Origin of the sequence: Pseudomonas sp. EA_35y_Pfl2_R111, assembly GCF_963970955.1 — a bacterium.
In the GTDB taxonomy this organism is placed as follows: Bacteria; Pseudomonadota; Gammaproteobacteria; order Pseudomonadales; family Pseudomonadaceae; genus Aquipseudomonas.
Genome location: NZ_CAXAOM010000002.1, coordinates 365,665 through 388,613, shown reverse-complemented (window position 1 = coordinate 388,613; position 22,949 = coordinate 365,665). Strand labels below are relative to the sequence as shown.

The following is a 22,949-nucleotide window of genomic DNA, read 5'->3' as shown; positions in this document are numbered from 1 at the left end:
GCTAAGGAGAGCCGCTGCCGACTTCTCCCGCCTTTCCTGACCAGTGCAATAAGCGCTGCCAGTCAGCCCCGCCTTTGCCTCAGCGCTCCAATGGTTTGGTGTAGGGTGGCTCGCGCATTACCGAGCCACCGTTGTTTTGCGGTGGATGATTAAAGCGTCATCCACCCTACATTCGGCAGTTACACGCGGGCTGCGGTGACAGCAGCACTGCCCCAGGTGGTGCGCCAGCGCAGTTTGACCCCATAGAGGCCAAACCAGGCCAGTACACCGAGGCTGGCGAACAGCCAAAGGCCGAGCTGGTAATCACCGGTCTGCTGCTTGATGGTGCCCAGGCCTGCAGCGAGGAGGAAACCGCCGATGCCGCCGGCCATACCGATCAGCCCGGTCATTACGCCGATTTCCTTGCGAAAGCGCTGCGGCACCAGCTGGAACACTGCGCCGTTACCTGCGCCCAGGCCGAGCATGGCGGTGACGAACAGGGTCAGGGCGGCGGTCGAACTTTCTAGGTTGAAACCGACCGCGGCAATGCTTAAGGACGCCAGGGTGTACATCATCAGTAACGAGCGAATGCCGCCGATACGGTCGGCCAGTGCGCCGCCGAGTGGGCGCATCAGGCTGCCTGCGCAGACGCAGGCGGCGGTGTAGTAGCCGGCAGTCACCGGACTCAGGCCGTACTGATCATTAAAATAGCCAGGCAGGGCGCTGGCCAGCCCGATAAAGCCGCCGAAGGTCACGCTGTAGAAAAACATAAACCACCAGCTGTCACGGTCACCCAGGGCTTTCAGATAATCAGCCAGGGCTTTGGGCTTAGGCCGTTCCGGAGCGTTCTTGGCGAGCAGGGTGAAGATCAGCAGGGTCGCCAGCAGTGGGATCAGCGCCCAGCCGAAAACGTTCTGCCAGCCGAACAGGGCCGCCAGCCCCGGGGCGAACAGCGCGGCCAGCACGGTGCCGGAGTTGCCCGCACCGGCAATGCCCATCGCCTTGCCCTGATGCTGTGGCGGATACCACTGCGAGGCCAGCGGCAGGGCGACGGCAAACGCGGCACCGGCAAAACCGAGGAACAGGCCGAGCAGTAATGCATGCTCATACGTGCTGATGCCAATCTGCCAGGCGCAGAACAGCGCCACGATGACGATCACCTGGCCAACCAGGCCGGCGGTTTTTGGCGAAAGACGGTCGGCTAGGAAGCCCATCAGCAAGCGCAGTATGGCGCCAGCGAGAATCGGTGTGGCGACCATCAGGCCGCGCTGTTGAGCGGTCAGGTCGAGATCGGTGGCGATCTGCACAGCCAGCGGGCCGAGCACGTACCAGACCATAAAGCTCAGGTCGAAATACAGAAACGCGGCGAACAAGGTTGGGGTGTGGCCGGATTTCCAGAAACTTGTATTCATCGAAAACCTCATTCAGCAAAAAAGGGTCCCGGTGGGGTGCGGTACGCCATGGTCGTGGACACGGCGGCCGCAACCCATCGGGGAGGTGGTGTACTTGTGGTACGCCACCCTGAGGCCGAAGCCACAGCTGGGTTGAGAGAGTTACTAACGCGAGCCCTGGATCGCAGGGCAGGTGCCAGCCCCAAACGCTGGGGCGTAAAACGCAAAACGCCGCATAAGCCGAACGCCGTGGGGCGTGGTCTATGCGACGTCTTTGTCGTTTGTTGAGCAGCCGCCATTGGCTACCTGTAACAGGGCTATAGCAAGAGCTGCGCCAACCGGGAAATCCATGGATTCACGGGGCTTTCAGCTGTTGGATAGCTGCGGCTGTGCTGCAAAAGGAGGCGTTGGCGGACGGCTTGCTCTTGAATGGGGCGCAAAATCTGTTCCCGGTTTTGGCAAACCAGGTTCTCTAAGGCAGGCCTCGATTGGCCTTGGTGCGAGTGCGTCAGCCGATATGCGTTAGCGCACTGCTGCGTGGCTCACCGGGTGTGGTGTCGGCGGCTGCATGCGCAGCTTGGGTCGGTAACGGAATGGTGAGGAGGGCCAGAGCGAGTAGGTTGCTCAATAGCCCGGCGTGGCGGACATGGCTGCGCGTGGTCGGCATAGCAATTCCCCTGCTTTTGTTGTTATGCCTAAGGCGTAGCAGAGGATGTGCCAGCTGTCACGGCGATAGCTGGATAATTGAACAATTAGCGTTTGATCTGACCGTTTGTCGCGAACAGCCGTGATCTGGCGGGCAATCGCGCGCTTTATGCCAGTAACCCAGATTACTTGCCCAGCCAGTTGACCTTGCTGAATTTGCCGCTGAAGGTCGCCGGCATCTGCACCACCTTGCCCAGCTTGTAGTTGAAGAACACAAAGCCGGATTTGGCCATGGCCACCAGCGCGCCGTCGGCTGGGCGGGTGATGCGGAAGGTGATGTCGCCGCCGTAGGTATTGAAGTCCATCACTCCGACCTCGAACAGCAACTGATCGCGGGCGTGGGCCTCGGCGCGGTAGGTGGTGGCTAGATCCGTGACAATGATGCCGGTGCCGTCTTCCTGAGTCTCTTCGATACCGAACTCAAACAGAAAGCGCGCTCGCGCTTCGGAAATCATCGAGATCATCGAATCGTTGCCCAGGTGGTTGGCGGCGTTTATATCGGTTACGCGTACGGTCAAGTGGGTGCTGTAGCAGAACTGGTCTTCAGGAAACTCAAGGGTCAGGCGGGCCATGGGTAAGATCGCTTTCGAGAAAGGCGGTCAGTTTACCCACTCGCACTAGGCGCCATCCATGGCCGTATACACTCGCGCTAATTATTGCGTAATAACGAGTTGGGTCATTGAGGAGGTAGCTAGCGGTGTAGGCTGTTAAGCCAGTAGAAGGTCACCCGGGCACCTTCAGTGCTCGGGCCGTAATTGTCCTGAACGTAGGCACCCGCTTTGAAATAGAGCAGTTGCGTGTTCCAGTACCCGCTCAGTTGTCGATAGAGAGAACCGTTGTCACCATGACTGCTGCTGACTTTGACGCCGAGCTTGCCGCTTGGGGTGATGCGCAGCTCATAGCTGAAGCGCTGGTTCAGCTGAATGTTCTCCGCCAGCAGGATGTTTTGCACTGTCCTGTCGCCCGGGCGTTTGCGCAGCAGCAGTTCAAGGCGACCTACCCCCTGTAGATAGTGGTATTGCAGCTTCAATAGGGGGTCGTTGTCACTGCCGGGTTGGTCCTTGCTGTGTACCTGCGCGATCACGATTTTATTCTTGCTAGGTAGCTGATTGATTGTCAGCACTGCGCTCAGGTAGCTGTCGGCGCTGGCGTGGTACCAGTTGCTCAGGCTGCCATCCGCCTGGGTTTCGCGCAGTTCGCTGCGTGGGTAGCGGGCGTCGGCGGTGCGGGAGCCATTGACTGGCACCCAGATCGTCACGCTGTCGTCTGCGTTACGGTGGAAGTACTGGCTGCTGTAGCCGTTGTTTAATCGGGCGGTGCTGATGGTGGCAGGGGCTGGGTCAGTGGGGATCGAGAGGTTCCAAGTGGTCAGGTCAAGCACAGGTCATCCTTATAAGCGGGGTTTTCGGGCTCCTGTTCGGCGGACATTGGTGGGCGAAGTTCATTCAAGCTGACCAGCGGGGCGATGTCCTGTCAGCAGCCCAGTAGCCAGGTGTGCACTTGGTTACTGGACCGCTGAATGTACTCAAGCGGCGGGGCGGATTTGCTTTTGGTAGAGAAACTCCAGCACAGCCGCGCGGTACTCGTGATAGCGCGCGTCATGGGCCATGGCGATACGCTCGCGCGGGCGCTCCAGCTTCACCTCAAGAATTTCGCCAACACTGGCGGCCGGGCCGTTGCTCATCATCACGATGCGGTCCGAGAGCAGTACAGCTTCGTCGACATCGTGGGTGATCATGATCACCGTGTTGCCTAGGTCGGCGTGGATTTCCATCAAGGAATCCTGCAAGTGTGCGCGAGTCAGGGCATCCAGGGCGCCGAAGGGCTCATCCATTAGCAGTACCTTGGGTTGCATGGCCAGGGCGCGTGCGATGCCGATACGCTGCTTCATGCCGCCGGATATCTCGCTGGGGCGTTTGTCGCGGGCATGGGTCATGTGCACCAGAGACAGGTTGTGCTCGATCCAGTCGCGCATTTCGCTGCGGCTTTTCTCGCCCTTGAACACCTGACGTACCGCCAGCTCGATGTTCTCGTAGCAGGACAGCCAGGGCAGCAGGCTGTGGTTCTGGAACACCACGGCGCGTTCCGGGCCGGGCGAGTTGACCTCGCGGCCATCGAGGATAACCCCACCACTAGTGGCTTGATAAAGCCCGGCGACGATGTTCAGGACGGTGGATTTACCGCAGCCGGAGTGGCCGATCAAGGAGACGAATTCACCCTTGTCGATCTTCAGGTTGACGTTTTGCAGCGCGCAATACAGGCCCTTGTCGGTGGGGAAATCAATGCCGACGCCGGACAGTTCGAGGTGTGGACGGTTCATGTAAGGCTCCTCAGTTCTTCGGTGCGCTTAGCGCAGGTCGGCGTTTTTGTCCCAGCTGACGCGGCGTTGCAGCGCGAGCATGAGGCGGTCGAGGGCGAAACCGATCAGGCCGATGACAATCACCGCCACCATGATCCGTCCCAGGGAATTGGAGCTGCCGTTCTGGAACTCGTCCCAGATGAATTTGCCCAAGCCCGGGTTCTGCGCGAGCATTTCCGCGGCAATCAGCACCATCCAGCCGGTGGCCAGCGACAGGCGCAAGCCGGTGAAGATCATCGGAATGGCCGCCGGCAGCACGATGCGGCGCACGTGGCTGAGCGGCGACAGGCTGAGCACGCGGCTGACGTTTTGCAGGTCCTTGTCCAGGTTGGCGACACCGACCGTGGTGTTGATCACGGTCGGCCACAGGCAGCACAGCGCTACGGTGACCGCTGAGGTGACGAAGGACTTGGCGAACAGCGGGTCACTGCTGGTGTACACGGCGCTAACCACCATGGTCACCAGGGGCAACCAGGCCAGCGGTGATACCGGTTTGAAAATCTGGATCAGCGGGTTGATGGCGATATAGATGGGTTTGCTCAAGCCGCAGACAATCCCCAGTGGGATGGCAATGAGCGAAGCAATTAGAAAACCGGTCATCACCGTGTACAGGCTGGTGAGGATCTGTTTGAAGAAGGTTGGTTTGCCGGTGTATGGGCGAATGCTGACCTTGGCGGTTGGGTCTTTGGCCAGCTTTTCGGCATTGCGCACTTCCTGGCGCTCGAAGAACGCATCAGCCTTTTTCTGTTCGCGCAGGTGCTCATTGACCAGCGCACCAAACTGGCTGGCCACTTGGGTCGGAGCCGGGAATTTGCCGAGACTGGTATCGATGCTGCCTGCCACCAGTTGCCAGAACAACAAGAAGGCCAGGGCGCCGATGGTTGGCATCAACAAATTCGGTAGCCAGCGCTTGAATGCGGCTGCGCGGGCTGTTTTCAGGGTGTCTTGAATGGGTTGGGCGACGGCTGGATTACTCATCGTCATATCCTCTGGTAACGATGGGGGCGGCAGGTGCGGCCCCCGGGCGACGAATGGGTTAGAGCGTTGAGTCGGCTTTCAGGCCAATTTTGAATTGCTCGATGTAGGCGTTGGGTTTGCGCCCGTCATAGCTCAGGCCATCGATAAATTCATTGGTTGGCGCACGGAAGCCTTCTTCGTTGGCCGGCGGAAAGTCTTCGGCCTTGGCCTTGCCTTCAGCAATCAGCTCATCCGCAGCGCTGCGGTACACCGCCGGCAGATACACCTGCTTGGCAATGTCGAAGTACCAGCTGTCCGGTTTGGCATCGCCCACTTGGCCCCAGCGGCGCATTTGCGTCAGGTACCAGATGGCATCGGAGTAGTAGGGGTAGGTGGCGTTGTAGCGGAAGAACACGTTGAAGTCCGGTACGTCACGCTTGTCGCCTTTTTCGTACTCGAAGGTGCCGGTCATGGAGTTGGCGATCACCTTGGCATCGGCGCCGACGTATTCAGGGCGTGAGAGGATTTCCACGGCTTCGGCGCGGTTGGCGTTGTTGTTTTCATCCAGCCACATACCGGCGCGGATCAACGCCTTGACCAGACGTTTGTGGGTTTCCGGGTTGGCGTCGGACCATTCCTTGGAGACCCCAAGGACTTTCTCCGGGTTGTTCTTCCAGATTTCGTAGTCGGTGATTACCGGCACGCCAATGCCTTTGAATACAGCGGCCTGGTTCCACGGCTCGCCGACGCTGTAGCCGCTGATAGTTCCGGCCTCCAAGGTGGCCGGCATTTGCGGCGGAGGGGTGACTGAGAGCAGGGCGTCGGCGTTCAGGGTGCCGGTGATGTCGCCCTTGGCGGGGGCGTAATAGCCCGGATTGATACCACCGGCAGCCAGCCAGTAGCGCAACTCATAGTTGTGCGTGGACACCGGGAACACCATGCCCAGGTTGAACGGCTTGCCCTTGGCTTTGTATTGCTCGATCACGGGCTTGAGTGCATCGGCCTTGATTGGGTGCACCGGTTTGCCGTTTTCCATCGGCACATGCTTTTTCATTTCCTCCCACACGGCATTGGACATGGTGATGCCATTGCCGTTGAGGTCCATGGAAAATGCCGTGACCACATCGGCCTTGGTGCCAAAGCCGATGGTGGCGCCCAGGGGCTGACCCGCGAGCATATGCGCGCCGTCGAGTTCGCCGGTGATCACCCGGTCCAGCAATACCTTCCAGTTGGCTTGCGCCTCCAGAGTCACGTAGAGCCCCTCATCCTCGAAAAAGCCTTTTTCGTAAGCGATGGCCAGGGGAGCCATGTCGGTGAGCTTGATAAAGCCAAGTTTGAGTTCGTCTTTTTCCAGCTCGGCAGCCAGGCTGATTTGCAAGCTAAGTGGGTTGAGTAACAAAGCGGCAGCGCAGCCGAATCCAGTCAGGGTCTTTTTCAGTAGCGAACGGCGAGCGTTGAAGTTACGCATGGTGAATCCTCAGGTCTCAGAAACGAAAAAAGACGTCAACGGTCAACACCGCCCAGTGAGAGCAGGTTGCCTTTGACGTCTTTGTCTATTCGTCCCGATCACCGCCGTTGGCGATCCGAAGACGGGTGTAAGGTCTTGGGAGGATCATTGCAAGGGGCTTGCCAGGTTTACACGTGCTGTTGCCCAAGAGGCCGCAACGCCCCTTGTCCGTTTCTCAAATAGGCCGATAAATCTCTTTAACTACATAGTGTTAAGGCTGTTATCTCACCGTGATTTTAGTAGTTGGACCACTAAGCAAGCAGGCGGGCGATGCCGACCTGAGTGGTCGCCAGGCACTGTTCTGAGTCATAGCTGTACGGCGGTTCACAGATTTGAGCGCTTTTAGTTCGCCAGCGATCTTGGCGGCACTGAGCGCCGCATCCTCACGAAAAATCGTACTCAGTAATTCTCACTGCGCAGCAGGCCGGCGCTGCGCCTCTTCTGTGAACTCCTTGAGCCAGCGCAACACTTCCACTGCCTCCCAGCGCGAGGGGTCGAACATGGCGTAGGCCAGACCTTGATAGCCGACCACATCTAACTGCCGGTGATAACCGGCGCGCTGCAGCAGGGCTTCGATCTCGGCAAAGCAGGTGTTGAAGTGCACCCGAGAAAACGGTGTCTTGCCCTCAGTGACGATGCCTTCAAGCTGCAATTCATCGACGGTGGCCCGGACTTTCTCCAGGGGCATGCGGTTTACGCTGTGTTTCAGCTGCAGTACGTCGAGCATCTGGGTACTCCTGTTAACGCCTTGTATGGACCCGATATGGCGGGCGGCATGGTTGGCTGGATGGCATGACCAAGGGTAATCGAAAAATACTGTACAAATAAACAGTATTCGATAATAGTAAGCCCAAGGCCCTAACCGGCACCTACTCGATCACTCGCGCCATCTGCCCGCAAAGCCAATGGCCACAGGCACTGCAGAGGAGTCACGAACAATGCAACAGATGCTGATGACAATTGTGCTACTGGGCCTTCTGGCCGGTTGCGCGCAACCGCAGCTTGATCAACCTCGGGCAAATGGCACCTACCTGGTGATCGAGAATGGTCAGGCCTGGGCCGTACTGGTAGCCGACGGCAAGCGCGTAGAGGAGCAGGGCACGGTGGTGGATGTGATCAGACTGCCCAGCGAGAACTCTGCCGTGGCAGCCAGTTATGTGATCGAAACGGCTAATTGCGGCCGCGTGCAGTGGCTGAGCGAACGCTCTGATGCGGCCGATGGTATGACCAACCTGATGTCGCTGCACAGCAACAATCAACTGGGGCAGAGCGGCTGCGTCATTACCAGCGGTCTGAGCAAGGTTTGGACGGTGCTGGATTACTCCGGCTGAAACAAACAGAGGGCACCCTAAGGTGCCCTCTGTTTGTTTACTCGTCGGCCTTGGCCATCTTGCCGGGTAACAGGCCATCGGCGCGGAACATCGTTTTGATCCCGCGAATCGCCTGGCGGGTGCGGTCCTGGTTTTCGATCAGGGCAAAGCGCACATGGTCATCGCCATAATCGCCAAAGCCAATGCCCGGCGAGACGCAGACCTTGGCCTCTAGCAGCAGCTTCTTGGCGAACTCCAGCGAACCGAGCGCGGCGTACTGCTCAGGAATCTTCGCCCAGACGTACATCGAGGCTTTCGGGTTTTCGACCATCCAGCCCAGTTCATGCAGGCCTTTGACCAGCAGGTTGCGGCGCTGGCGGTATTGCTCGGCGATATCGCGCACGCATTGCTGATCACCCTCCAATGCGGCAATCGCGGCCACCTGCAGCGGGGTGAAGGTGCCGTAGTCGTGGTAGCTCTTGATCCGCGCCAGTGCGCTGACCAGCTCCTTGTTGCCGACCATAAAACCGATGCGCCAGCCGGCCATGTTGTAGCTTTTGGACAGGGTGAAGAACTCCACAGCAATGTCCTTGGCACCCGGCACCTGCATGATCGACGGGGCTTTCCAGCCGTCGTAGACGATGTCGGCGTAGGCCAGGTCGTGGATCACCAGCACGTCGTACTGCTTGGCCAGCGCCACTACGCGCTCGAAGAAGTCCAGCTCCACACACTGCGCGGTGGGGTTTGAGGGGAAGCCGAGGATCATCATCTTCGGCTTGGGGATCGATTCGCGAATCGCCCGCTCCAACTCGGCGAAGAAATCCACACCGGGAATCAGCGGCACCGAACGCACTTGGGCGCCGGCGATTACCGCGCCGTAAATATGAATCGGGTAGCTGGGGTTGGGCACCAGTACGGTGTCGCCATGATCCAGGGTGGCCAGCATCAGGTGCGCCAGGCCTTCCTTGGAGCCGATGGTGACGATGGCTTCGCTTTCCGGGTCTATCTCGACTTCGTAGCGGTCCTTGTACCAGCGCGAGATGGCGCGACGTAGGCGCGGAATACCGCGTGAGGTGGAGTAGCCGTGGGTGTCTTCGCGCTGGGCGACCTGCACCAGCTTTTCGACGATATGCGGCGGCGTGGGGCCATCCGGGTTGCCCATGCTGAAGTCGATGATGTCTTCGCCACGGCGACGCGCGGCCATCTTCAGTTCGGCGGTGATGTTGAAAACGTAGGGGGGGAGTCGATCGATGCGCGCAAAGCGGCGCGAAGCTTGGTCAGCCATGCTTTCCTCGGATACGTAAGCGCCCGGAACCGTCCGAGCGACGTTGGCCAGTGCGCTGGCCAGGCGGCGAAGATAAGCGCTGCCTGGGGGCTTTGTCGAGCCCCCAGGCAGCGCTGATGTTCACGCCGGAATCTGTCGTTTCAGGCGTAGCAGCAAATCGGCCAGCAGTTCGATATCGGCATCGGTGGTGCGCCACGACGAGACGCTCAGGCGAAAGGCCGGGCGGCCCTGCCAAATCGTCGGGCCGAACCAGACCTCGCCGCTGGCCTGCGCTGCTTCGCGGATGGCCACGGTCTGTGCGTCGCTGTCGCCGCGTACCAGCACTTGGTTGAGTACCACGCGATTGAGCAGTGGGTAACCGCCATCGCGCAGGCGTTCGGCCAACTGGCCGGCTTGGCGAATATGCCGGCCGATCAGGTCGCGCAGGCCGTCGCGGCCAAGGCTGGCGAGGGCCGCCCAGATTGCGACGCCACGGGCGCGGCGGGAAAACTCCAGGGTCAGGTTTTTCTGCGCATCCTTGCTCGCGCTGGCATAGGCGGCATCGCTGTTCATCGCCGTGGCCAGGGTCTCGGCATCGCGGCAGATGGCCATGGCGCCGTCGTAGGGTGTGTTCAGCCATTTGTGGCCGTCGCAGGTCCAGCTGTCGGCCAACTCCACACCAGTGGCCAGATGCGCGGAAGAGGAGGCGCGGGCCCACAGGCCGAAGGCGCCGTCCACATGCACCCAGGCGCCGGCGGCTTTGGCTTTGGGAATCAGCTCGGCGAAGGGGTCGAACTCGCCGGTGTTCACCTCTCCGGCCTGCAGGCAGAGGATGCTCAGGTCATCCAGGGCCGGCAGCTGCGCCGGGTCGATGCGGCCCTCGGCATCGGTGGGGGCGACGATCAGCCGGTTCATCCCGAAACCGAGTATGCGCAGGGCCTTCTTCACCGTGATGTGGCAGGTGGCGGAGACCACCACGCGTACTTCCGGCGCGCCGATCAGGCCATCACCATCAAAGTCCCAGCCCTTGCGCGCCAGTAGCGCGCGGCGGGCGGCCGACAGGCTGGCCAGGGTGCAGGCGGTGGCGCTGGTGCCGAAGCCGACGGCGCTGCTGCGCGGTAAATCGAGAGCTTCCAGCACCCAGCGTCCGGCGGTGCGCTCCAGCACATCGGCGACCGGCGAGTTGTCGAATGACGAGGCGCACTGGTCCCAGGCCAGCACCATGCGTTCTGCTGCAGCGGCGGCGGGCAGCGTGGCGCCGATCACGAAGCCGAAGTAACGCGGACCATTGGACGCTACTGTCGCCGGGGAGCCGATTTCATCCAGACGCCGCAGCACTTCATAGGCCGCCAGACCATGCGCCGGCAAGGGCTCGTTGAATGCCTCCAATCGGGCGATGGCCTCGTCACTGGGGAATACCGGCCGTGTGGCGATGCTGTCGAAATAATTCAGTGCGCGACGATCGGCTTCGGCCAGAAGCCCACGCTCTTCGGTGGCTGTACTCATGCTGTGCTCCTCTTGCTGGGGGGCGGGGAGGTTCAGTCTAGTCAGCTCAGCGCCGGCGCAGCAGATACACCCGCCCCCGCAGATGGCCATACAGCGCGCTGGAGAAGTGGGATCGAAGAGGAACAGTAGGCCGCTAAGCAGTACAGCTACGCATTGAGTTGCCCAGCTAGCGGCCCAGGTGGAAGGGTTCAGTCATCAAGGTGAGACGAGTATGGAAAACTTTTTGGAATAGGTGCTGCCGTTGGCGTCCGTAACGCGTGCCATGAAGTCGTGCGGCGTCGTCGACGCGGCGCTGGCGTCGGCAACGCCGCTGATGTGACCGTCACGATCGAGCACCAGCCCCTTGGGAGGGAAGCCGCTGACCAACGACCAGCTTGCTCCGCCTACGCCACCTTTGTACTCCAAGGTTACGTCATAGGGGCTGCCGACTTTCGCCGGCGCCAGTGCGGCATTGCCGGTGATTAGTAAACTGTCGCGCGGATGGCTGGTCGCGAGCCGATAGAATTTGACCCTGGCGCCTTCGCTGGCACTGTCGCCGTGCATATGCAGGTAGGCGCCAGCCTTGAAGTAGAGACGCTCGGTATCCCAGTCGTGGGGAATATCCAGGTGCGCGGGTTGACCGTTGTTGACCGAGGCCCAGACGGTACCATGGTCGCCGTCGTGAGTGACTTTGATCTGGTAGTAAAAGCGCTCGTTCAAGTCGATGCCGCTGGCCAGTACAGCCTTGTAATAGGGCGGGCCGAGCGCTGGATAGTATTGAAACTTACCTATGATCTCGCCGGTGCCCGTTAGCTGGTTGTACTGGTAGTAGACCATCACCAGTGGCGCCGCGCGGTGACCATGGATCTGACCGATGATCGCCTTGCCGTCGCTGGGCACTTGCAGCACGCGAACCTGGGCATCCAGGATCGAGGTTGAAAAAATATCCCAGTTGACGCCGCCGTTGCCCGACAGAAGCATTTCCCGCAGCTCGGAACGTGGGCTGGAGGAACCGCCGACGGTTGCGCCATTGAGCGGTGTCCAGAACGTCATGGCGCCATCGGGCGAGGTATAGAACCAGGGGGACTGGTATCCGCTACTGCCGCTAAGCAGGTGTGGCTGCAGAGTCAGCGCGTCGCTGTCAGTGCCACCGTTGACATCAGCAGGAACGGTCAGCGACCAGTTTTCCAAGGTGAAATTCCCACCTGGCGCCACGGCGGAATACAGATCCGCCTGGGCGGAGGAGCACAGCAGGCCAAGCACGCTTAGGCTGGCCAGCCAGGTGCCGGCTCCAGCCAAAGGGCGGGGCGATGGGGATGCACAGAACATTCGGTAGTTTCCTTTCTGATAGTAAGAGGACACCAGACACGACCGTGCCCCTAAACATGACCTGCCCAGACGGTTCACGTTCATTGCTTTTTGTCATGAATGCGCGGCACGGCATGAAGTTGTGCAGATAGAAAGCAGAAAGCCCGCCGAGTGGCGGGCTTCCGGGTAATGCCAACAGCTATTCGCCGAGCATGTCATGCATGGCGATGATCTGTTCGGCGACCTGCACCAATTTCTGCTGGCGGCTCATGGCCTGGCGGCGCATCAAGGTGTAGGCCTCTTCCTCGTTGCAGCTCTTCATCTTCATCAACAAGCCCTTGGCCAGTTCAATTCTTTTGCGCTCGGCTAGCTGGGCATCGCGGGCTTGTAGTTGGGCGCGTAACGCCTGGTCGCTCTCGAAACGCGCCATGGCCACATCGAGGATCGGTTGTAGACGCTGGGCGTGGATGCCTTCGACGATATAGGCGCTGACGCCGCTCTGGATCGCCTGGCGCATTACGCCGGGGTCGTGTTCGTCGGTAAACATGACAATCGGCCGCGGCTGATCGCGGCTGACCAGCACCACCTGTTCCATCACGTCGCGACTGGGCGATTCGGTGTCGATCAGAATCACATCAGGACGCACAGCCTCGACCCTTTCCGGCAGGTCGATGGTCAAGCCGGACTCGTCGATGACCTCGAAGCCGGCCTCGGTCAGCGCCGTTTTCAGGCGGCCGACCTTCTTGGCAGTGTCGTTGATTAGCAGGATGCGCAGCATGTTAACGGCTCTCCTGTTGGGCACTGAGTGGGGCATCGGTCAGGGCATGCAGGGCAAAGCTGCGTGCGTAGCCGGCCGGGTCGCTGCCGTCCCAGACCTGGCCATCAAGCAACTGGCTGCTGCGCATTGCGTTTGGCACGGCGATGCCGAGCGCTTCGGCAGCCTGACGGTAGAGGTCAAGTTGCTGCACCCGGCGGGCGACGGCCAGGTAGTCCGGGTCGTCGCGCAGCAGACCCCAGCGGCGAAACTGGGTCATAAACCACATACCGTCTGACAGGTACGGCTGGTTGACCGCGCCGCCTGCGTGAAAGCGCAGCGGATGAGCGTCCTGCCAGGCATGGCCTAGGCCGTCCTGGTACTGGCCTAGAAAACGCGGCTGGATCGCTGACAGCGGCGCGTCGACGTACTCACTGCCGCTTAGCAATTGTGCGGTGCTGCGTTGATTTTCCTCGCTCTCATCGATAAACCGGCTGGCCTCCAGCACCGCCATGATCAGGGCACGGGCACTGTTGGGGTGTTGTTCGGCAAATTCGCGAGTGCAACCCAGGACTTTCTCTGGGTGATCAGGCCAGATCGCCTGGCTGGTGGTCAGGGTGCAGCCCATCTGCTCATCCACCGCCTGGGCGCTCCAGGGTTCGCCGACGCAGAAGCCGTCGATACGCCGAGCCTTGAGGTGGGCGAGCATCTGCGGCGGCGGTACAACGACGCTGTCGACATCAGTCAGCGGGTGAATGCCCTGGCTGGCCAGCCAGTAATTCAGCCACATGGCGTGGGTGCCGGTGGGGAACGTCTGGGCGAATGTCAGTTTTGCGCCAGACTGGTGCGCGCGTTGCGCCAATGCGCTGCCAGTGCTCACGCCGGCGGCTTGCAAGGCGGGCGACAGGTTGATGCTCTGACCGTTCTGGTTCAGGCCCATCAGCACCGCCATATCGGTGGCTGGCGCACCGCCCAGGCCCAGCTGTACCCCATAAATCAGCCCGTAGAGGCTATGGGCTGCATCCAACTCGCCGCTCAGCAGCTTGTCGCGCAAGGTAGCCCAGGAGGCCTGGCGCTGCAGGTTGAGGGTCAGCCCGTGCTTCTCGGCGAAGCCTTGAGTGGCGGCCACGATGACCGATGCAGCGTCTGTGAGGGCCATAAAGCCGATATTCAATGCCGGTTTCTCTGGTGTATCGCTGCGGCCGATGTCGTGCTCAGTCATGGTGCGTTTCCTGTGCCCACACAAAAAGGTGCCGTACCAAACGCCGACTTTCATCTGCGATTAGAACGACACCATTGTCTATTCAAGCCGATTCCGCCGTTGGAAAGGCTTCATGCCTTAATTCATAGCAAGGCGTATGCCAGTGCACGGGCTGGACTACAGACAGAACAAACCCCGCCGTAGCGGGGTTTGGTTTGGATCTGGCAGGGCTGGCTTAGCGTTCCAGCATCTGCTTGACCGAGCTTTGCGGGATCTGCTGTTTACGGCCTTCGCTGTCGGTGAATTCGATCATGCCAGTGCCTTTATCCAGCTTCGGCTTCCCATCGCTGGTCAGTAACTGCCCGTCGGTAGTGCTGATGATGTACTCGCTGCTGCAGCCGACCAGGCTGAGCAAGCACAGTGCGACGATAATGCCGTGCTTCATGGACTTCTCCTGATGGTGACGCGGTGCATAAATGCACCTCCCAAGCGCAGAAGGTAGCCGTTTGGCTTGGCCCTGTGCAATTGGCACGCAAAGAAAAAGCCCCGCACTAGGCGGGGCTTCTCTTGTTACATGCAGCGTGACGCGTTGTTTCGTTAGGCTTGAACGACCGGGATCTGGGCGTTCGCAGCAGCTTCACGGAACTCGGCGATCTGGTCGAAACTCAGGTAGCGGTATACGTCCGCTGCCATGGTGTCGATTTGCTTCGCGTAGACCATGTATTCCTCAACAGTCGGCAGCTTACCGGTGATGGCTGCTACAGCCGCCAACTCGGCCGAGGCCAGGTAGACGTTGGCACCGTCGCCCAGACGGTTGGGGAAGTTACGAGTGGACGTCGAAACCACGGTGGAGTTCGCCTCAACGCGTGCCTGGTTACCCATGCACAGCGAGCAGCCCGGCATTTCCATGCGCGCGCCGGCTTTACCGTAGATGCCGTAGTAGCCTTCCTCGGTCAGCTGATGCTGGTCCATCTTGGTCGGCGGCGACAGCCACAGACGAGTCGGCAGGGTGCCTTCGACTTTTTCCAGCAACTTACCGGCAGCGCGGAAGTGACCGATGTTGGTCATACACGAACCGATAAACACTTCGTCGATCTTCTCGCCCTGAACGGAGGACAGCAGACGCGCGTCGTCCGGGTCGTTCGGTGCGCAGAGAACCGGCTCGTTGATGTCGGCCAGGTCGATCTCGATGATTTCGGCGTACTCGGCGTCCTTGTCGGCTTCCATCAGCTTCGGATCGGCCAACCAGGCTTCCATCGCTTGGGCGCGACGTTCCATGGTGCGGGCATCGCCGTAGCCTTCGCTGATCATCCAGCGCAGCAGGGTGATGTTGGATTGCAGGTACTCGGCGATAGCCTTTTCCGGCAGCTTGATGGTGCAACCTGCAGCGGAACGCTCGGCGGAGGCGTCGGACAGCTCGAAAGCCTGTTCAACGGTCAGCTCGTCCAGGCCTTCGATCTCGAGGATGCGGCCGGAGAAGATGTTCTTCTTGCCTTTCTTCTCGACGGTCAGCAGACCTTTCTGGATGGCCACGTAAGGGATGGCATGGACCAGGTCACGCAGGGTGATGCCCGGTTGCAGTTTGCCCTTGAAGCGCACCAGTACCGACTCCGGCATGTCCAGCGGCATTACGCCAGTGGCAGCGGCGAAGGCAACCAGGCCCGAACCGGCCGGGAAGGAGATGCCGATTGGGAAGCGGGTGTGCGAGTCACCACCGGTGCCGACGGTATCCGGCAGCAGCATGCGGTTCAGCCAGCTGTGGATGATGCCGTCGCCAGGACGCAGGGACACGCCGCCACGGGTGCGGATGAAATCCGGCAGGGTGTGGTGGGTAGTGACGTCGATTGGCTTCGGATAGGCCGCGGTGTGGCAGAACGACTGCATTACCAGGTCAGCGGAGAAGCCCAGGCAAGCCAGGTCTTTCAGCTCGTCGCGGGTCATCGGGCCAGTGGTGTCCTGGGAGCCGACGGTGGTCATCTTCGGTTCGCAGTAGGTGCCAGGACGCACGCCTTTGCCTTCTGGCAGGCCGCACGCCTTGCCGACCATCTTCTGCGCCAGGGTGAAACCCTTGGTGCTAGCAGCTGGAGGCTCAGGCAGCTTGAACAGGTCGGTTGGACCCAGGCCCAGTTCGGCGCGCGCTTTCTCGGTCAGACCGCGACCGATGATCAGCGGGATACGGCCGCCAGCGCGGACTTCGTCGAGCAGTACTGGGGTCTTCATTTCGAAGGTGGTCAGTACTTCGTCGGTGCCGTGTTTGCAGACTTTGCCAGCATGCGGGTACAGGTCGATCACATCGCCCATGTGCATGTTGGAAACGTCGAATTCGATTGGCAGAGCGCCGGCATCTTCCATGGTGTTGTAGAAGATCGGGGCAATCTTGCTGCCGAAGCAGAAACCACCAGCGCGCTTGTTTGGCACGTTAGGGATATCGTCACCGAAGAACCACAGCACCGAGTTGGTGGCGGATTTGCGCGAGGAACCGGTACCGACTACGTCACCGACGTAGGCAATCGGGAAACCTTCGCCGCGCATGGCTTCGATCTGCTTCATCGGGCCAGTAACGCCTTGCTCGTCCGGTACGATGCCGTCACGGGCCATTTTCAGCATGGCCAGGGCGTGCAGCGGGATATCTGGACGCGACCAGGCGTCTGGAGCTGGGGATAGATCGTCGGTGTTGGTTTCGCCGGTGACCTTGAATACGCGCAGGCTGATCTTGTCGGCCAGGGTCGGGCGGTTCTTGAACCACTCGCCGTCAGCCCAGGATTGCAGCACGGCCTTGGCGTGAACGTTGCCGTTCTTGGCCTTTTCCGCGACGTCGTGGAAGGCGTCGAACATCAGCAGGGTGTGCTTCAGTTGCTCGGCAGTCACGGCAGCCAGTTCGCTGTCGTCGAGCAGTTCAACCAGGGTGGCAATGTTGTAGCCGCCCTGCATGGTGCCGAGCAGCTCAACGGCGTGCTTCTTGTCGATCAGCGGGGAAGTGGCTTCGCCTTTGGCAAGGGCAGAGAGGAAACCGGCCTTGACGTAGGCGGCTTCGTCGACGCCTGGCGGCACGCGATTGGTGATCAGGTCGAGAAGAAAGGCTTCTTCGCCAGCGGGCGGGGTTTTCAGCAGCTCGATCAGGCCTGCGGTTTGTTCGGCGTTCAGCGGCTGGGGCACGATACCCTGAGCGGCACGCTCTGCTACATGTTTGCGATAGGCTTCAAGCACAGTTATTACCCTCATCAGTGGTCCCAAAGAGTTGTCCGGGACGCGATCCAGAAAACAACAAACCAGGCGCTTCTTGGCTTTATGGGCCGTTCAGCCGAGGTTGTGCTGCTTTCTTGCAGAAGCTGTTTTCAAAGTTTTACGCCGGCAGGACGGGTTTGATGAGGGCTGGTGCCGACACTTGAAGGGTGGCTCAAGGGTCGGCACCAACATCGAACCTGCAGGATTGACTGTGCTCGTGACGCTTTGAAAACAGCTTCCAACGGACGTTGCTGCCTCTAAAAGGCCGGCCGATTCTACTGGAAAGCTTTGACAAAGTTAAGCCAAAGGCCCCGTTTATATAGGGGTGATCTGCCTTAGACAAAGGGCTAAGATGCCAGCCTGTCCGCCAGTACCCATGCCTTTCGTTATGTCCAACCAACGTATCAAAACCCCTTGTGTCGGCCTGTGCTCCACTGTGTACGGCGATTTGGTGTGCCGTGGCTGCAAGCGCTTCCACCATGAGGTGATCAACTGGAACGGCTATAACGACGAAGAAAAGCGCGCCGTGTGGCTTCGCCTGGAGGTGCTGTTGGTGCAGGTCATGGCGGCTAAAGTGGAGGTTTTCGATGCGGATCGCCTACGGATGCAGCTGGAGCAACGCAAGATTCGCTTTGTGCCGCAGCAGTCGCCGTATTGCTGGGCCTACCAGCTGATCGCCCGTGGCGCGCGGGTAATCAGTCAGTTGGAGGCTTATGGCATGGTGCTGCTGCCGGAGTTTCGCTATTGGAGCCTGCCGGAATTGCGTGACGCGATTGATCGCGAGTTCTTTCTGTTGTCCGAAGCGCACTATGAGCGCTATATCGCGCCGCGATTTCTGCTTGAAGGGCTTGAGATAAGAGTCTGACCTTATCTTTAGAATTCAAAAGCCGCCTGTTTAGGCGGCTTTTTTGTTTATTGCGCGACAGCTGAGTTAGCGCTGGGCGACCAGTTCTTCCAAGTGGGCGATGATGTCGTCCGGTTTGAGTACCAGGATGTCGCTTTCCAACGAATCGAGAATCACCTCTGCGGTATTGCCGATCAGCGCGCCGGAAATCCCGGTGCGCGCCACGGTGCCGATCACCGTCACGCCAGCGTTGAGGCGATGCGCTGCCTGTGGGATCAGTACATCGGCCGGACCTTCGGCGATATGCAGACGCTCATCGCTGATCTCGTACTCGGCCTGGAACGCCCTGCATTGCTCACGGTAGCGCGCCTCGATGGTTTCCTTGAGCTGGAAGGTCGGGTCGGCAGCGGAAAGCATGGGCGCCGGGTGAGCGCTAATCACATGCAGTTCGGCCTTGGCCAGGGCGGCAATATCAAAGCCATGGCTGACGATGCTGGTATGCAGCGTGCGGTGCTCGCTGTCGGCATTGCCGACGTCGACCGCCGCCAGAATGGCAGTGCCGGCCCAGGATTTTTCGGTTTTCACCATCAGCACCGGCGCCGGACAGTAGCGCAGCAGCTTCCAGTCATCGGGGGTGAGCAGGGCTTTTTTCAGCGGGTTATCGGGGAAGTGCTGCTTGATCACCAGGCCGCAGCCCTCGGCTTGCTGCACGTTGATGATGGTCTGGTGAAAGTTTTCATCCCAGGCCTGTTGGCTGGTGGTGCTGAACCCTTCGCTGTTAAGCAAGCCGGTAAGGTCGCGCAGGTAGCCGCTGTGATCACTTTTCTTGTCGCACACCAGCAAGTGCAGGTGCGATTGAGTGACGCCGGCAATCAGCTTGGCGCGTTTCAGGGCCAAGTCTTCCGTGTGATTGGGCTCCATCACCACCAGAATGCTGCGAATAGCTTGCATGATCATCTCCATGTGCAGTCAGTTGTACTGTTTATCACTATAGATCGCCACCACTGGCTTGCTGCTTGATCGGCGTCAATCGAGTGGCTGTTCGCGCGCTCATTCGTATAATGGCGACCTTCAAGCCGCACCATCCAAGCCCGCCCATTTTTGTGAATTTATGTATCTGTTAGCCGAAATCGATAATTTGCTGCGTTGCGCCACTCATCAGCCCTGGCGTGGCCAGATGTCGAGTGTGCGCCGATGAACCTGCCGGAGATTCACGAGTTTCTCGGCTGCCGCACGCCGGATGGCTGGATAACTGCCGCCCTGGCTGATCAGCAGACCCTGTTGATCGACCACAAGAACTGCGAATTCAAGGCCGCCAGCACTGCGCTGAGCCTAATGGCCAAGTACAGCACCTACGTCGACCTACTCAACGCCATGTCGCGCTTAGCCCGTGAGGAGCTGGTACACCACGAGCAGGTGCTGCGCATCATGAAACGCCGCAAGATCGGCCTGCGCCCGGTGTCGGCGGCGCGCTACGCCTCAGGCCTGCGCAAGGTGGTGCGCACTCACGAGCCACACAAGCTGGTGGATACCCTGGTGGTCGGCGCATTTATCGAGGCGCGCAGCTGCGAGCGTTTCGAGGCTTTGGTGCCGCATCTGGATGAAGAACTGGGCAAGTTCTACTTCGGCTTGCTGAAAAGCGAAGCAAGGCATTTCCAGAATTACCTGAAGCTGGCCTATCAGTACGGCGATGCGCGTGATGTAGACCAGGCCATCGAACGGGTGAGGATGGCGGAGCGCGAACTGATCGAGTCGCCGGACACGGAGTTCCGTTTTCACAGTGGTGTGCCGCCGCTCTAAAGCAAAAAGCGCCCAGTCGGGCGCTTTTTGCAGGGCAAGTGCGGTGCTTACTGCTGGACTTTCAGATCCAGCGACAGGTCGCGGGCGGCCTTGGTGGCCAGGACACCCATCAGCTGACTGATTTCATCCTGACGGCTGCTGGCGCCATCGCTGCCGCCACCCATCATCACGCTCGGCACCGGTGCCTGGGCGGCGGCTTCGGCCCAGACCTTGTTGATCGCGATCAGTGCGTCGAGCTTGGGTTGCAGGGCACCGTCCGCCTTGATCACCGCTTCGCGGGCGTAGGCTTCGGCGTCAGCGGTGATCTTCGTCGCATCGGCGGTGATCGCCGCCTTGTCGCGTAGCAGCTCGGCGGTCTGCTTCTCGATCTCGGCACGGCCTTTTTCGCGCTCGGCGTTGATCCGTGCCAGTTGTTTCTCGGTTTCCGCTTGGGTGGTGCGTTCGATCTGATCACGCAGGGTTTCCTGGCGGCGCGCTTCCACCTCCTTTTCACCGCGGGCGGTCACCAGCAGCTTTTCTTCCTCTTCCTTCAAGCGGTTCTGCCGCGCAACCGCCAGCTCAGCCAAGGCTTGCTGCACTTTGACCATGCGCTGTTTGTATTGCGGATTGGGATCGACGTTAGTGATGCGCGCCTCGACCACCTCAACGCCATATTTGCGGAACTGCTGTTGCTTGCGTACCGGAATGCCTTTGTTGTCCATGACCTTCTCGGTGATGAACTGGCTAACGTTGTTGTCGCCAAACGCGCCTTGTTCGGTGCCGGCTTGCAGGATGGCGGTCTGGCTTGGCCGATGGCCGCGTGGGCCGCGAACTTCCTTGCGTTTGATCAGATAGAGGCCGTCATTGAGCTGGTTTTCGAACTCGGCGGCGAACTCGCTGCGCGCGCCGGCGTAGAAGTCGTCGGCGCTCATCAGTGATGCGGTGGCTTGCAAGGTTTCCTTGATGGCCGGCACCAGCGCGGTTTTGATGAAGTTCTCCGGGTTGCGGTACTCCTGGGCGATCTTCAGAAACTGTTCGCCCGCCGGCAGACGAAAGCGTGCGGATGACTCGACCTTGGCGTCGACGTTGCCGAGAAACACGATGGGGAAGGCTTCGATGGTCGCGCCGAGAGAATCATTGTCGCTGCTGTCATCGATGGCCAGGGCTTCGGTAAGTACCGATTGCACACTCAGGGCCTTCTTCCAGGCAGTGGCGCGGCCGAACCATTTGGTCGCGTAGCCAACGTCGTCGACCACCTTCTCTTCGCCGAAGATGGTCCGCACATGGGTGGCGAAACCGGCTTCGTTATAGAAGAACACACTGTTGAAGATGACAAAGCTGAGCGCAATAACTGCAACCGGCGCGATGGCGTATTTAAAAAGATGTTCCTTGCTGAGCAGCATGATCGGTCCCTGATGGCATTTTGAGGGCGCTGATCCTGATGACCGGCACAAAATCCGTCAAGGGGGTGCAGGGCGGCACTTTGTGCGCGCCATCAAAGTTTCACTCGGGTTGCAGGTCGAAGGCGCTTTGCTGAAAGCCTTGGCGGTCGACCTGCAGTGCCCAGCCCTGTTTATCCCAGTCGCCAAGCACAATGCGCTGCGCCGCCTGGCCGTTAACTTGCAGTTGATGAGTGGCGGGGCGATGGGTGTGGCCGTGAATCAGCGTGCGTACGCCGTGCTCGGCCATGATGCGCGGCACTTCATCCGGGGTGACGTCGACAATCTCGCTGGCTTTCATCCGCGTTTGCGTGCGGCTTTCATTGCGCAGCTTGCGCGCCAGTTTTTGCCGGGTGCTGAGCGGCAGGTTGCGCAGGATAAATAGCGAAATCGGGTTGCGTAGCCAGCGACGCAGCTTCATATAGCCGATGTCCTGGGTGCACAGGCTGTCGCCGTGCATCAGCAGTACGCGCTCGCCATTCAGTTCGATCACGCAGGGATCGGGCAGCAAGGTGCAGCCGGCTTCACGGCAGAACGCCTTGCCGAGTAGAAAGTCGCGATTGCCATGCATCAGGTAGATGCGTGTGCCGCGCTCACTGAGTTGGCGCAGGGCCTGGGCAATCGAACGTTGAAAGGGGCTAATAGCGTCGTCGCCGATCCACACTTCGAAGAAGTCTCCCAGGATATACAGCGCCTGGGCCTGAACCGCGCGGGTTTCGAGAAAATGCAGAAACGCCCGACTGATGTCCGGGCGCTCCTGTTCAAGATGCAGATCGGAGATCAGTAGGATCACTCAACGATCTCGGCACGCTCGATGATCACGTCATCAACCGGTACATCCTGGTGGCCGGATTTGCTGGTGGTTGCAACGGCCTTGATGGCGTTGACCACGTCCATGCCTTCAACTACTTCACCGAACACTGCATAGCCCCAGCCTTGTACGGTCGGCGCGCTGTGGTTGAGGAAGCTGTTGTCGCCCACGTTGATAAAGAACTGCGCGGAGGCCGAATGCGGCTCCATGGTACGGGCCATGGCGACGGTGCCGATTTTGTTGGCGACGCCGTTGTTTGCTTCGTTCTTGATCGGTGCGCGGGTGTTTTTCTGCTTCATACCCGGCTCGAAACCGCCGCCCTGGATCATGAAGTTGCTGATCACGCGGTGGAACACCGTGTTGTCGTAATGACCTTCTTGGACGTACTGCTTGAAGTTGGCCACGGTTTCCGGGGCTTTGTCTTCGAACAGGTTGAGGGTGATAACGCCGTGGTTGGTGTGCAGCTTGATCATGTAGGTAATCGCTCTGTCGATAAATCCGTGAGCCGCTGAATTTCCAGCAAAGGGCATTGCAGCGGTTCTTGGGCCTGTCAGGGGGTTGACAGCTTCGGCTATGATAAGCGCTTTGTATAAGCCGGCCTACCCTGAGAGCCTGTCCACAACCTGCTGCG

At 59.9% G+C, this 22,949-nt stretch carries 22 protein-coding genes; 3 read left to right on the top strand and 19 right to left on the bottom strand.

Features of this window, described 5'->3' with window-relative positions:
* Positions 1 to 179: 179 nt before the first annotated feature.
* From AACY25_RS10375 to AACY25_RS10340, 8 genes are all read right to left on the bottom strand, one after another.
* Positions 180 to 1,391 carry a nitrate/nitrite transporter gene (locus AACY25_RS10375; protein ID WP_339524345.1) on the bottom strand — a complete coding sequence of 404 codons (1,212 nt, stop codon included), beginning with the start codon at positions 1,389 to 1,391 and terminating at the stop codon, positions 180 to 182.
* A 487-nt stretch (positions 1,392 to 1,878) separates the two neighbouring features.
* Positions 1,879 to 2,037: a hypothetical protein gene (locus AACY25_RS10370; protein ID WP_339524344.1), complete on the bottom strand. Its 159-nt coding sequence runs from the start codon at positions 2,035 to 2,037 to the stop codon at positions 1,879 to 1,881.
* Positions 2,038 to 2,200: 163 nt separating this feature from the next.
* Positions 2,201 to 2,647 carry a thioesterase family protein gene (locus AACY25_RS10365; RefSeq protein ID WP_275962591.1) on the bottom strand — a complete coding sequence of 149 codons (447 nt, stop codon included), beginning with the start codon at positions 2,645 to 2,647 and terminating at the stop codon, positions 2,201 to 2,203.
* Between the two features lie 119 nt (positions 2,648 to 2,766).
* A complete protein-coding gene (locus tag AACY25_RS10360; protein WP_339524342.1) occupies positions 2,767 to 3,456 on the bottom strand; it encodes a polysaccharide lyase family 7 protein in 690 nt (229 codons plus the stop codon).
* Positions 3,457 to 3,600: 144 nt separating this feature from the next.
* A complete protein-coding gene (locus AACY25_RS10355) occupies positions 3,601 to 4,395 on the bottom strand; it encodes an ABC transporter ATP-binding protein (protein ID WP_339524340.1) in 795 nt (264 codons plus the stop codon).
* Between the two features lie 27 nt (positions 4,396 to 4,422).
* Positions 4,423 to 5,412, bottom strand: coding sequence for an ABC transporter permease (locus AACY25_RS10350; RefSeq protein ID WP_339524339.1), 990 nt, complete (start codon positions 5,410 to 5,412; stop codon positions 4,423 to 4,425).
* 58 nt (positions 5,413 to 5,470) lie between these two features.
* Positions 5,471 to 6,859: a CmpA/NrtA family ABC transporter substrate-binding protein gene (locus tag AACY25_RS10345; protein ID WP_339524337.1), complete on the bottom strand. Its 1,389-nt coding sequence runs from the start codon at positions 6,857 to 6,859 to the stop codon at positions 5,471 to 5,473.
* Positions 6,860 to 7,307: 448 nt separating this feature from the next.
* Positions 7,308 to 7,625: a transcriptional regulator gene (locus tag AACY25_RS10340; protein ID WP_339524335.1), complete on the bottom strand. Its 318-nt coding sequence runs from the start codon at positions 7,623 to 7,625 to the stop codon at positions 7,308 to 7,310.
* 211 nt (positions 7,626 to 7,836) lie between these two features.
* Here AACY25_RS10340 and AACY25_RS10335 point away from each other — a divergent pair, with 211 nt between their 5' ends.
* Entirely contained in the window at positions 7,837 to 8,229 is a 393-nt protein-coding gene (locus AACY25_RS10335) for a hypothetical protein (RefSeq protein ID WP_339524334.1), read from the top strand.
* A 37-nt stretch (positions 8,230 to 8,266) separates the two neighbouring features.
* Here the strand turns inward: AACY25_RS10335 and alaC are convergent, their stop codons facing one another.
* From alaC to acnB, 7 genes are all read right to left on the bottom strand, one after another.
* Positions 8,267 to 9,493, bottom strand: coding sequence for an alanine transaminase (alaC, locus tag AACY25_RS10330; protein ID WP_339524333.1), 1,227 nt, complete (start codon positions 9,491 to 9,493; stop codon positions 8,267 to 8,269).
* 120 nt (positions 9,494 to 9,613) lie between these two features.
* Positions 9,614 to 10,978, bottom strand: a complete 1,365-nt coding sequence (locus AACY25_RS10325) for a pyridoxal phosphate-dependent decarboxylase family protein (RefSeq protein ID WP_339524332.1) — start codon at positions 10,976 to 10,978, stop codon at positions 9,614 to 9,616.
* Between the two features lie 195 nt (positions 10,979 to 11,173).
* Entirely contained in the window at positions 11,174 to 12,286 is a 1,113-nt protein-coding gene (locus tag AACY25_RS10320) for a polysaccharide lyase family 7 protein (protein WP_339524330.1), read from the bottom strand.
* A 178-nt stretch (positions 12,287 to 12,464) separates the two neighbouring features.
* Complete coding sequence (locus AACY25_RS10315; protein WP_339524328.1) at positions 12,465 to 13,043, bottom strand: ANTAR domain-containing response regulator; 579 nt, start codon at positions 13,041 to 13,043, stop codon at positions 12,465 to 12,467.
* A gap of 1 nt (position 13,044) precedes the next feature.
* Positions 13,045 to 14,241, bottom strand: a complete 1,197-nt coding sequence (locus tag AACY25_RS10310) for a CmpA/NrtA family ABC transporter substrate-binding protein (protein ID WP_339524326.1) — start codon at positions 14,239 to 14,241, stop codon at positions 13,045 to 13,047.
* 214 nt (positions 14,242 to 14,455) lie between these two features.
* Positions 14,456 to 14,665 (bottom strand): YgdI/YgdR family lipoprotein, encoded by a 210-nt coding sequence (locus tag AACY25_RS10305; RefSeq protein ID WP_339524324.1) that lies wholly within the window; start codon positions 14,663 to 14,665, stop codon positions 14,456 to 14,458.
* 152 nt (positions 14,666 to 14,817) lie between these two features.
* Positions 14,818 to 17,427: a bifunctional aconitate hydratase 2/2-methylisocitrate dehydratase gene (acnB, locus tag AACY25_RS10300; protein WP_339524990.1), complete on the bottom strand. Its 2,610-nt coding sequence runs from the start codon at positions 17,425 to 17,427 to the stop codon at positions 14,818 to 14,820.
* Between the two features lie 406 nt (positions 17,428 to 17,833).
* On the opposite strand from acnB, the gene AACY25_RS10295 reads away from it, so the two are divergent.
* A complete protein-coding gene (locus tag AACY25_RS10295) occupies positions 17,834 to 18,310 on the top strand; it encodes a DUF1289 domain-containing protein (RefSeq protein ID WP_339524322.1) in 477 nt (158 codons plus the stop codon).
* Positions 18,311 to 18,376: 66 nt separating this feature from the next.
* Here AACY25_RS10295 and AACY25_RS10290 read toward each other — a convergent pair whose 3' ends face one another.
* Positions 18,377 to 19,240, bottom strand: a complete 864-nt coding sequence (locus AACY25_RS10290) for a universal stress protein (RefSeq protein ID WP_339524320.1) — start codon at positions 19,238 to 19,240, stop codon at positions 18,377 to 18,379.
* A gap of 243 nt (positions 19,241 to 19,483) precedes the next feature.
* On the opposite strand from AACY25_RS10290, the gene AACY25_RS10285 reads away from it, so the two are divergent.
* On the top strand, positions 19,484 to 20,089 hold the full coding sequence (locus tag AACY25_RS10285) for a tRNA-(ms[2]io[6]A)-hydroxylase (protein ID WP_339524318.1): 606 nt from the start codon (positions 19,484 to 19,486) through the stop codon (positions 20,087 to 20,089).
* Between the two features lie 47 nt (positions 20,090 to 20,136).
* On the opposite strand, the gene AACY25_RS10280 is transcribed toward AACY25_RS10285, so the two are convergent.
* The 3 genes from AACY25_RS10280 to AACY25_RS10270 form a co-directional block, all read right to left on the bottom strand.
* On the bottom strand, positions 20,137 to 21,471 hold the full coding sequence (locus AACY25_RS10280; RefSeq protein WP_339524317.1) for an SPFH domain-containing protein: 1,335 nt from the start codon (positions 21,469 to 21,471) through the stop codon (positions 20,137 to 20,139).
* Between the two features lie 100 nt (positions 21,472 to 21,571).
* Positions 21,572 to 22,300 carry a UDP-2,3-diacylglucosamine diphosphatase gene (gene lpxH, locus AACY25_RS10275; RefSeq protein WP_339524316.1) on the bottom strand — a complete coding sequence of 243 codons (729 nt, stop codon included), beginning with the start codon at positions 22,298 to 22,300 and terminating at the stop codon, positions 21,572 to 21,574.
* Positions 22,297 to 22,791, bottom strand: coding sequence for a peptidylprolyl isomerase (locus AACY25_RS10270; RefSeq protein WP_339524315.1), 495 nt, complete (start codon positions 22,789 to 22,791; stop codon positions 22,297 to 22,299). The genes lpxH and AACY25_RS10270 overlap by 4 nt, the downstream gene beginning before the upstream one ends.
* Between the last annotated feature and the right edge of the window lie 158 nt (positions 22,792 to 22,949).

Bases quoted from the DNA above. Each gene is read 5' to 3' on its own strand.
- AACY25_RS10375 (WP_339524345.1), bottom strand. From the start codon at position 1,391: ATGAATACAAGTTTCTGGAAATCCGGCCACACCCCAACCTTGTTCGCC.
- AACY25_RS10370 (WP_339524344.1), bottom strand. From the start codon at position 2,037: ATGCCGACCACGCGCAGCCATGTCCGCCACGCCGGGCTATTGAGCAAC.
- AACY25_RS10365 (WP_275962591.1), bottom strand. From the start codon at position 2,647: ATGGCCCGCCTGACCCTTGAGTTTCCTGAAGACCAGTTCTGCTACAGC.
- AACY25_RS10355 (WP_339524340.1), bottom strand. From the start codon at position 4,395: ATGAACCGTCCACACCTCGAACTGTCCGGCGTCGGCATTGATTTCCCC.
- AACY25_RS10350 (WP_339524339.1), bottom strand. From the start codon at position 5,412: ATGAGTAATCCAGCCGTCGCCCAACCCATTCAAGACACCCTGAAAACA.
- AACY25_RS10345 (WP_339524337.1), bottom strand. From the start codon at position 6,859: ATGCGTAACTTCAACGCTCGCCGTTCGCTACTGAAAAAGACCCTGACT.
- AACY25_RS10340 (WP_339524335.1), bottom strand. From the start codon at position 7,625: ATGCTCGACGTACTGCAGCTGAAACACAGCGTAAACCGCATGCCCCTG.
- AACY25_RS10335 (WP_339524334.1), top strand. From the start codon at position 7,837: ATGCAACAGATGCTGATGACAATTGTGCTACTGGGCCTTCTGGCCGGT.
- alaC (WP_339524333.1), bottom strand. From the start codon at position 9,493: ATGGCTGACCAAGCTTCGCGCCGCTTTGCGCGCATCGATCGACTCCCC.
- AACY25_RS10325 (WP_339524332.1), bottom strand. From the start codon at position 10,978: ATGAGTACAGCCACCGAAGAGCGTGGGCTTCTGGCCGAAGCCGATCGT.
- AACY25_RS10320 (WP_339524330.1), bottom strand. From the start codon at position 12,286: ATGTTCTGTGCATCCCCATCGCCCCGCCCTTTGGCTGGAGCCGGCACC.
- AACY25_RS10315 (WP_339524328.1), bottom strand. From the start codon at position 13,043: ATGCTGCGCATCCTGCTAATCAACGACACTGCCAAGAAGGTCGGCCGC.
- AACY25_RS10310 (WP_339524326.1), bottom strand. From the start codon at position 14,241: ATGACTGAGCACGACATCGGCCGCAGCGATACACCAGAGAAACCGGCA.
- AACY25_RS10305 (WP_339524324.1), bottom strand. From the start codon at position 14,665: ATGAAGCACGGCATTATCGTCGCACTGTGCTTGCTCAGCCTGGTCGGC.
- AACY25_RS10295 (WP_339524322.1), top strand. From the start codon at position 17,834: ATGTCCAACCAACGTATCAAAACCCCTTGTGTCGGCCTGTGCTCCACT.
- AACY25_RS10290 (WP_339524320.1), bottom strand. From the start codon at position 19,240: ATGCAAGCTATTCGCAGCATTCTGGTGGTGATGGAGCCCAATCACACG.
- AACY25_RS10285 (WP_339524318.1), top strand. From the start codon at position 19,484: ATGAACCTGCCGGAGATTCACGAGTTTCTCGGCTGCCGCACGCCGGAT.
- AACY25_RS10280 (WP_339524317.1), bottom strand. From the start codon at position 21,471: ATGCTGCTCAGCAAGGAACATCTTTTTAAATACGCCATCGCGCCGGTT.
- AACY25_RS10270 (WP_339524315.1), bottom strand. From the start codon at position 22,791: ATGATCAAGCTGCACACCAACCACGGCGTTATCACCCTCAACCTGTTC.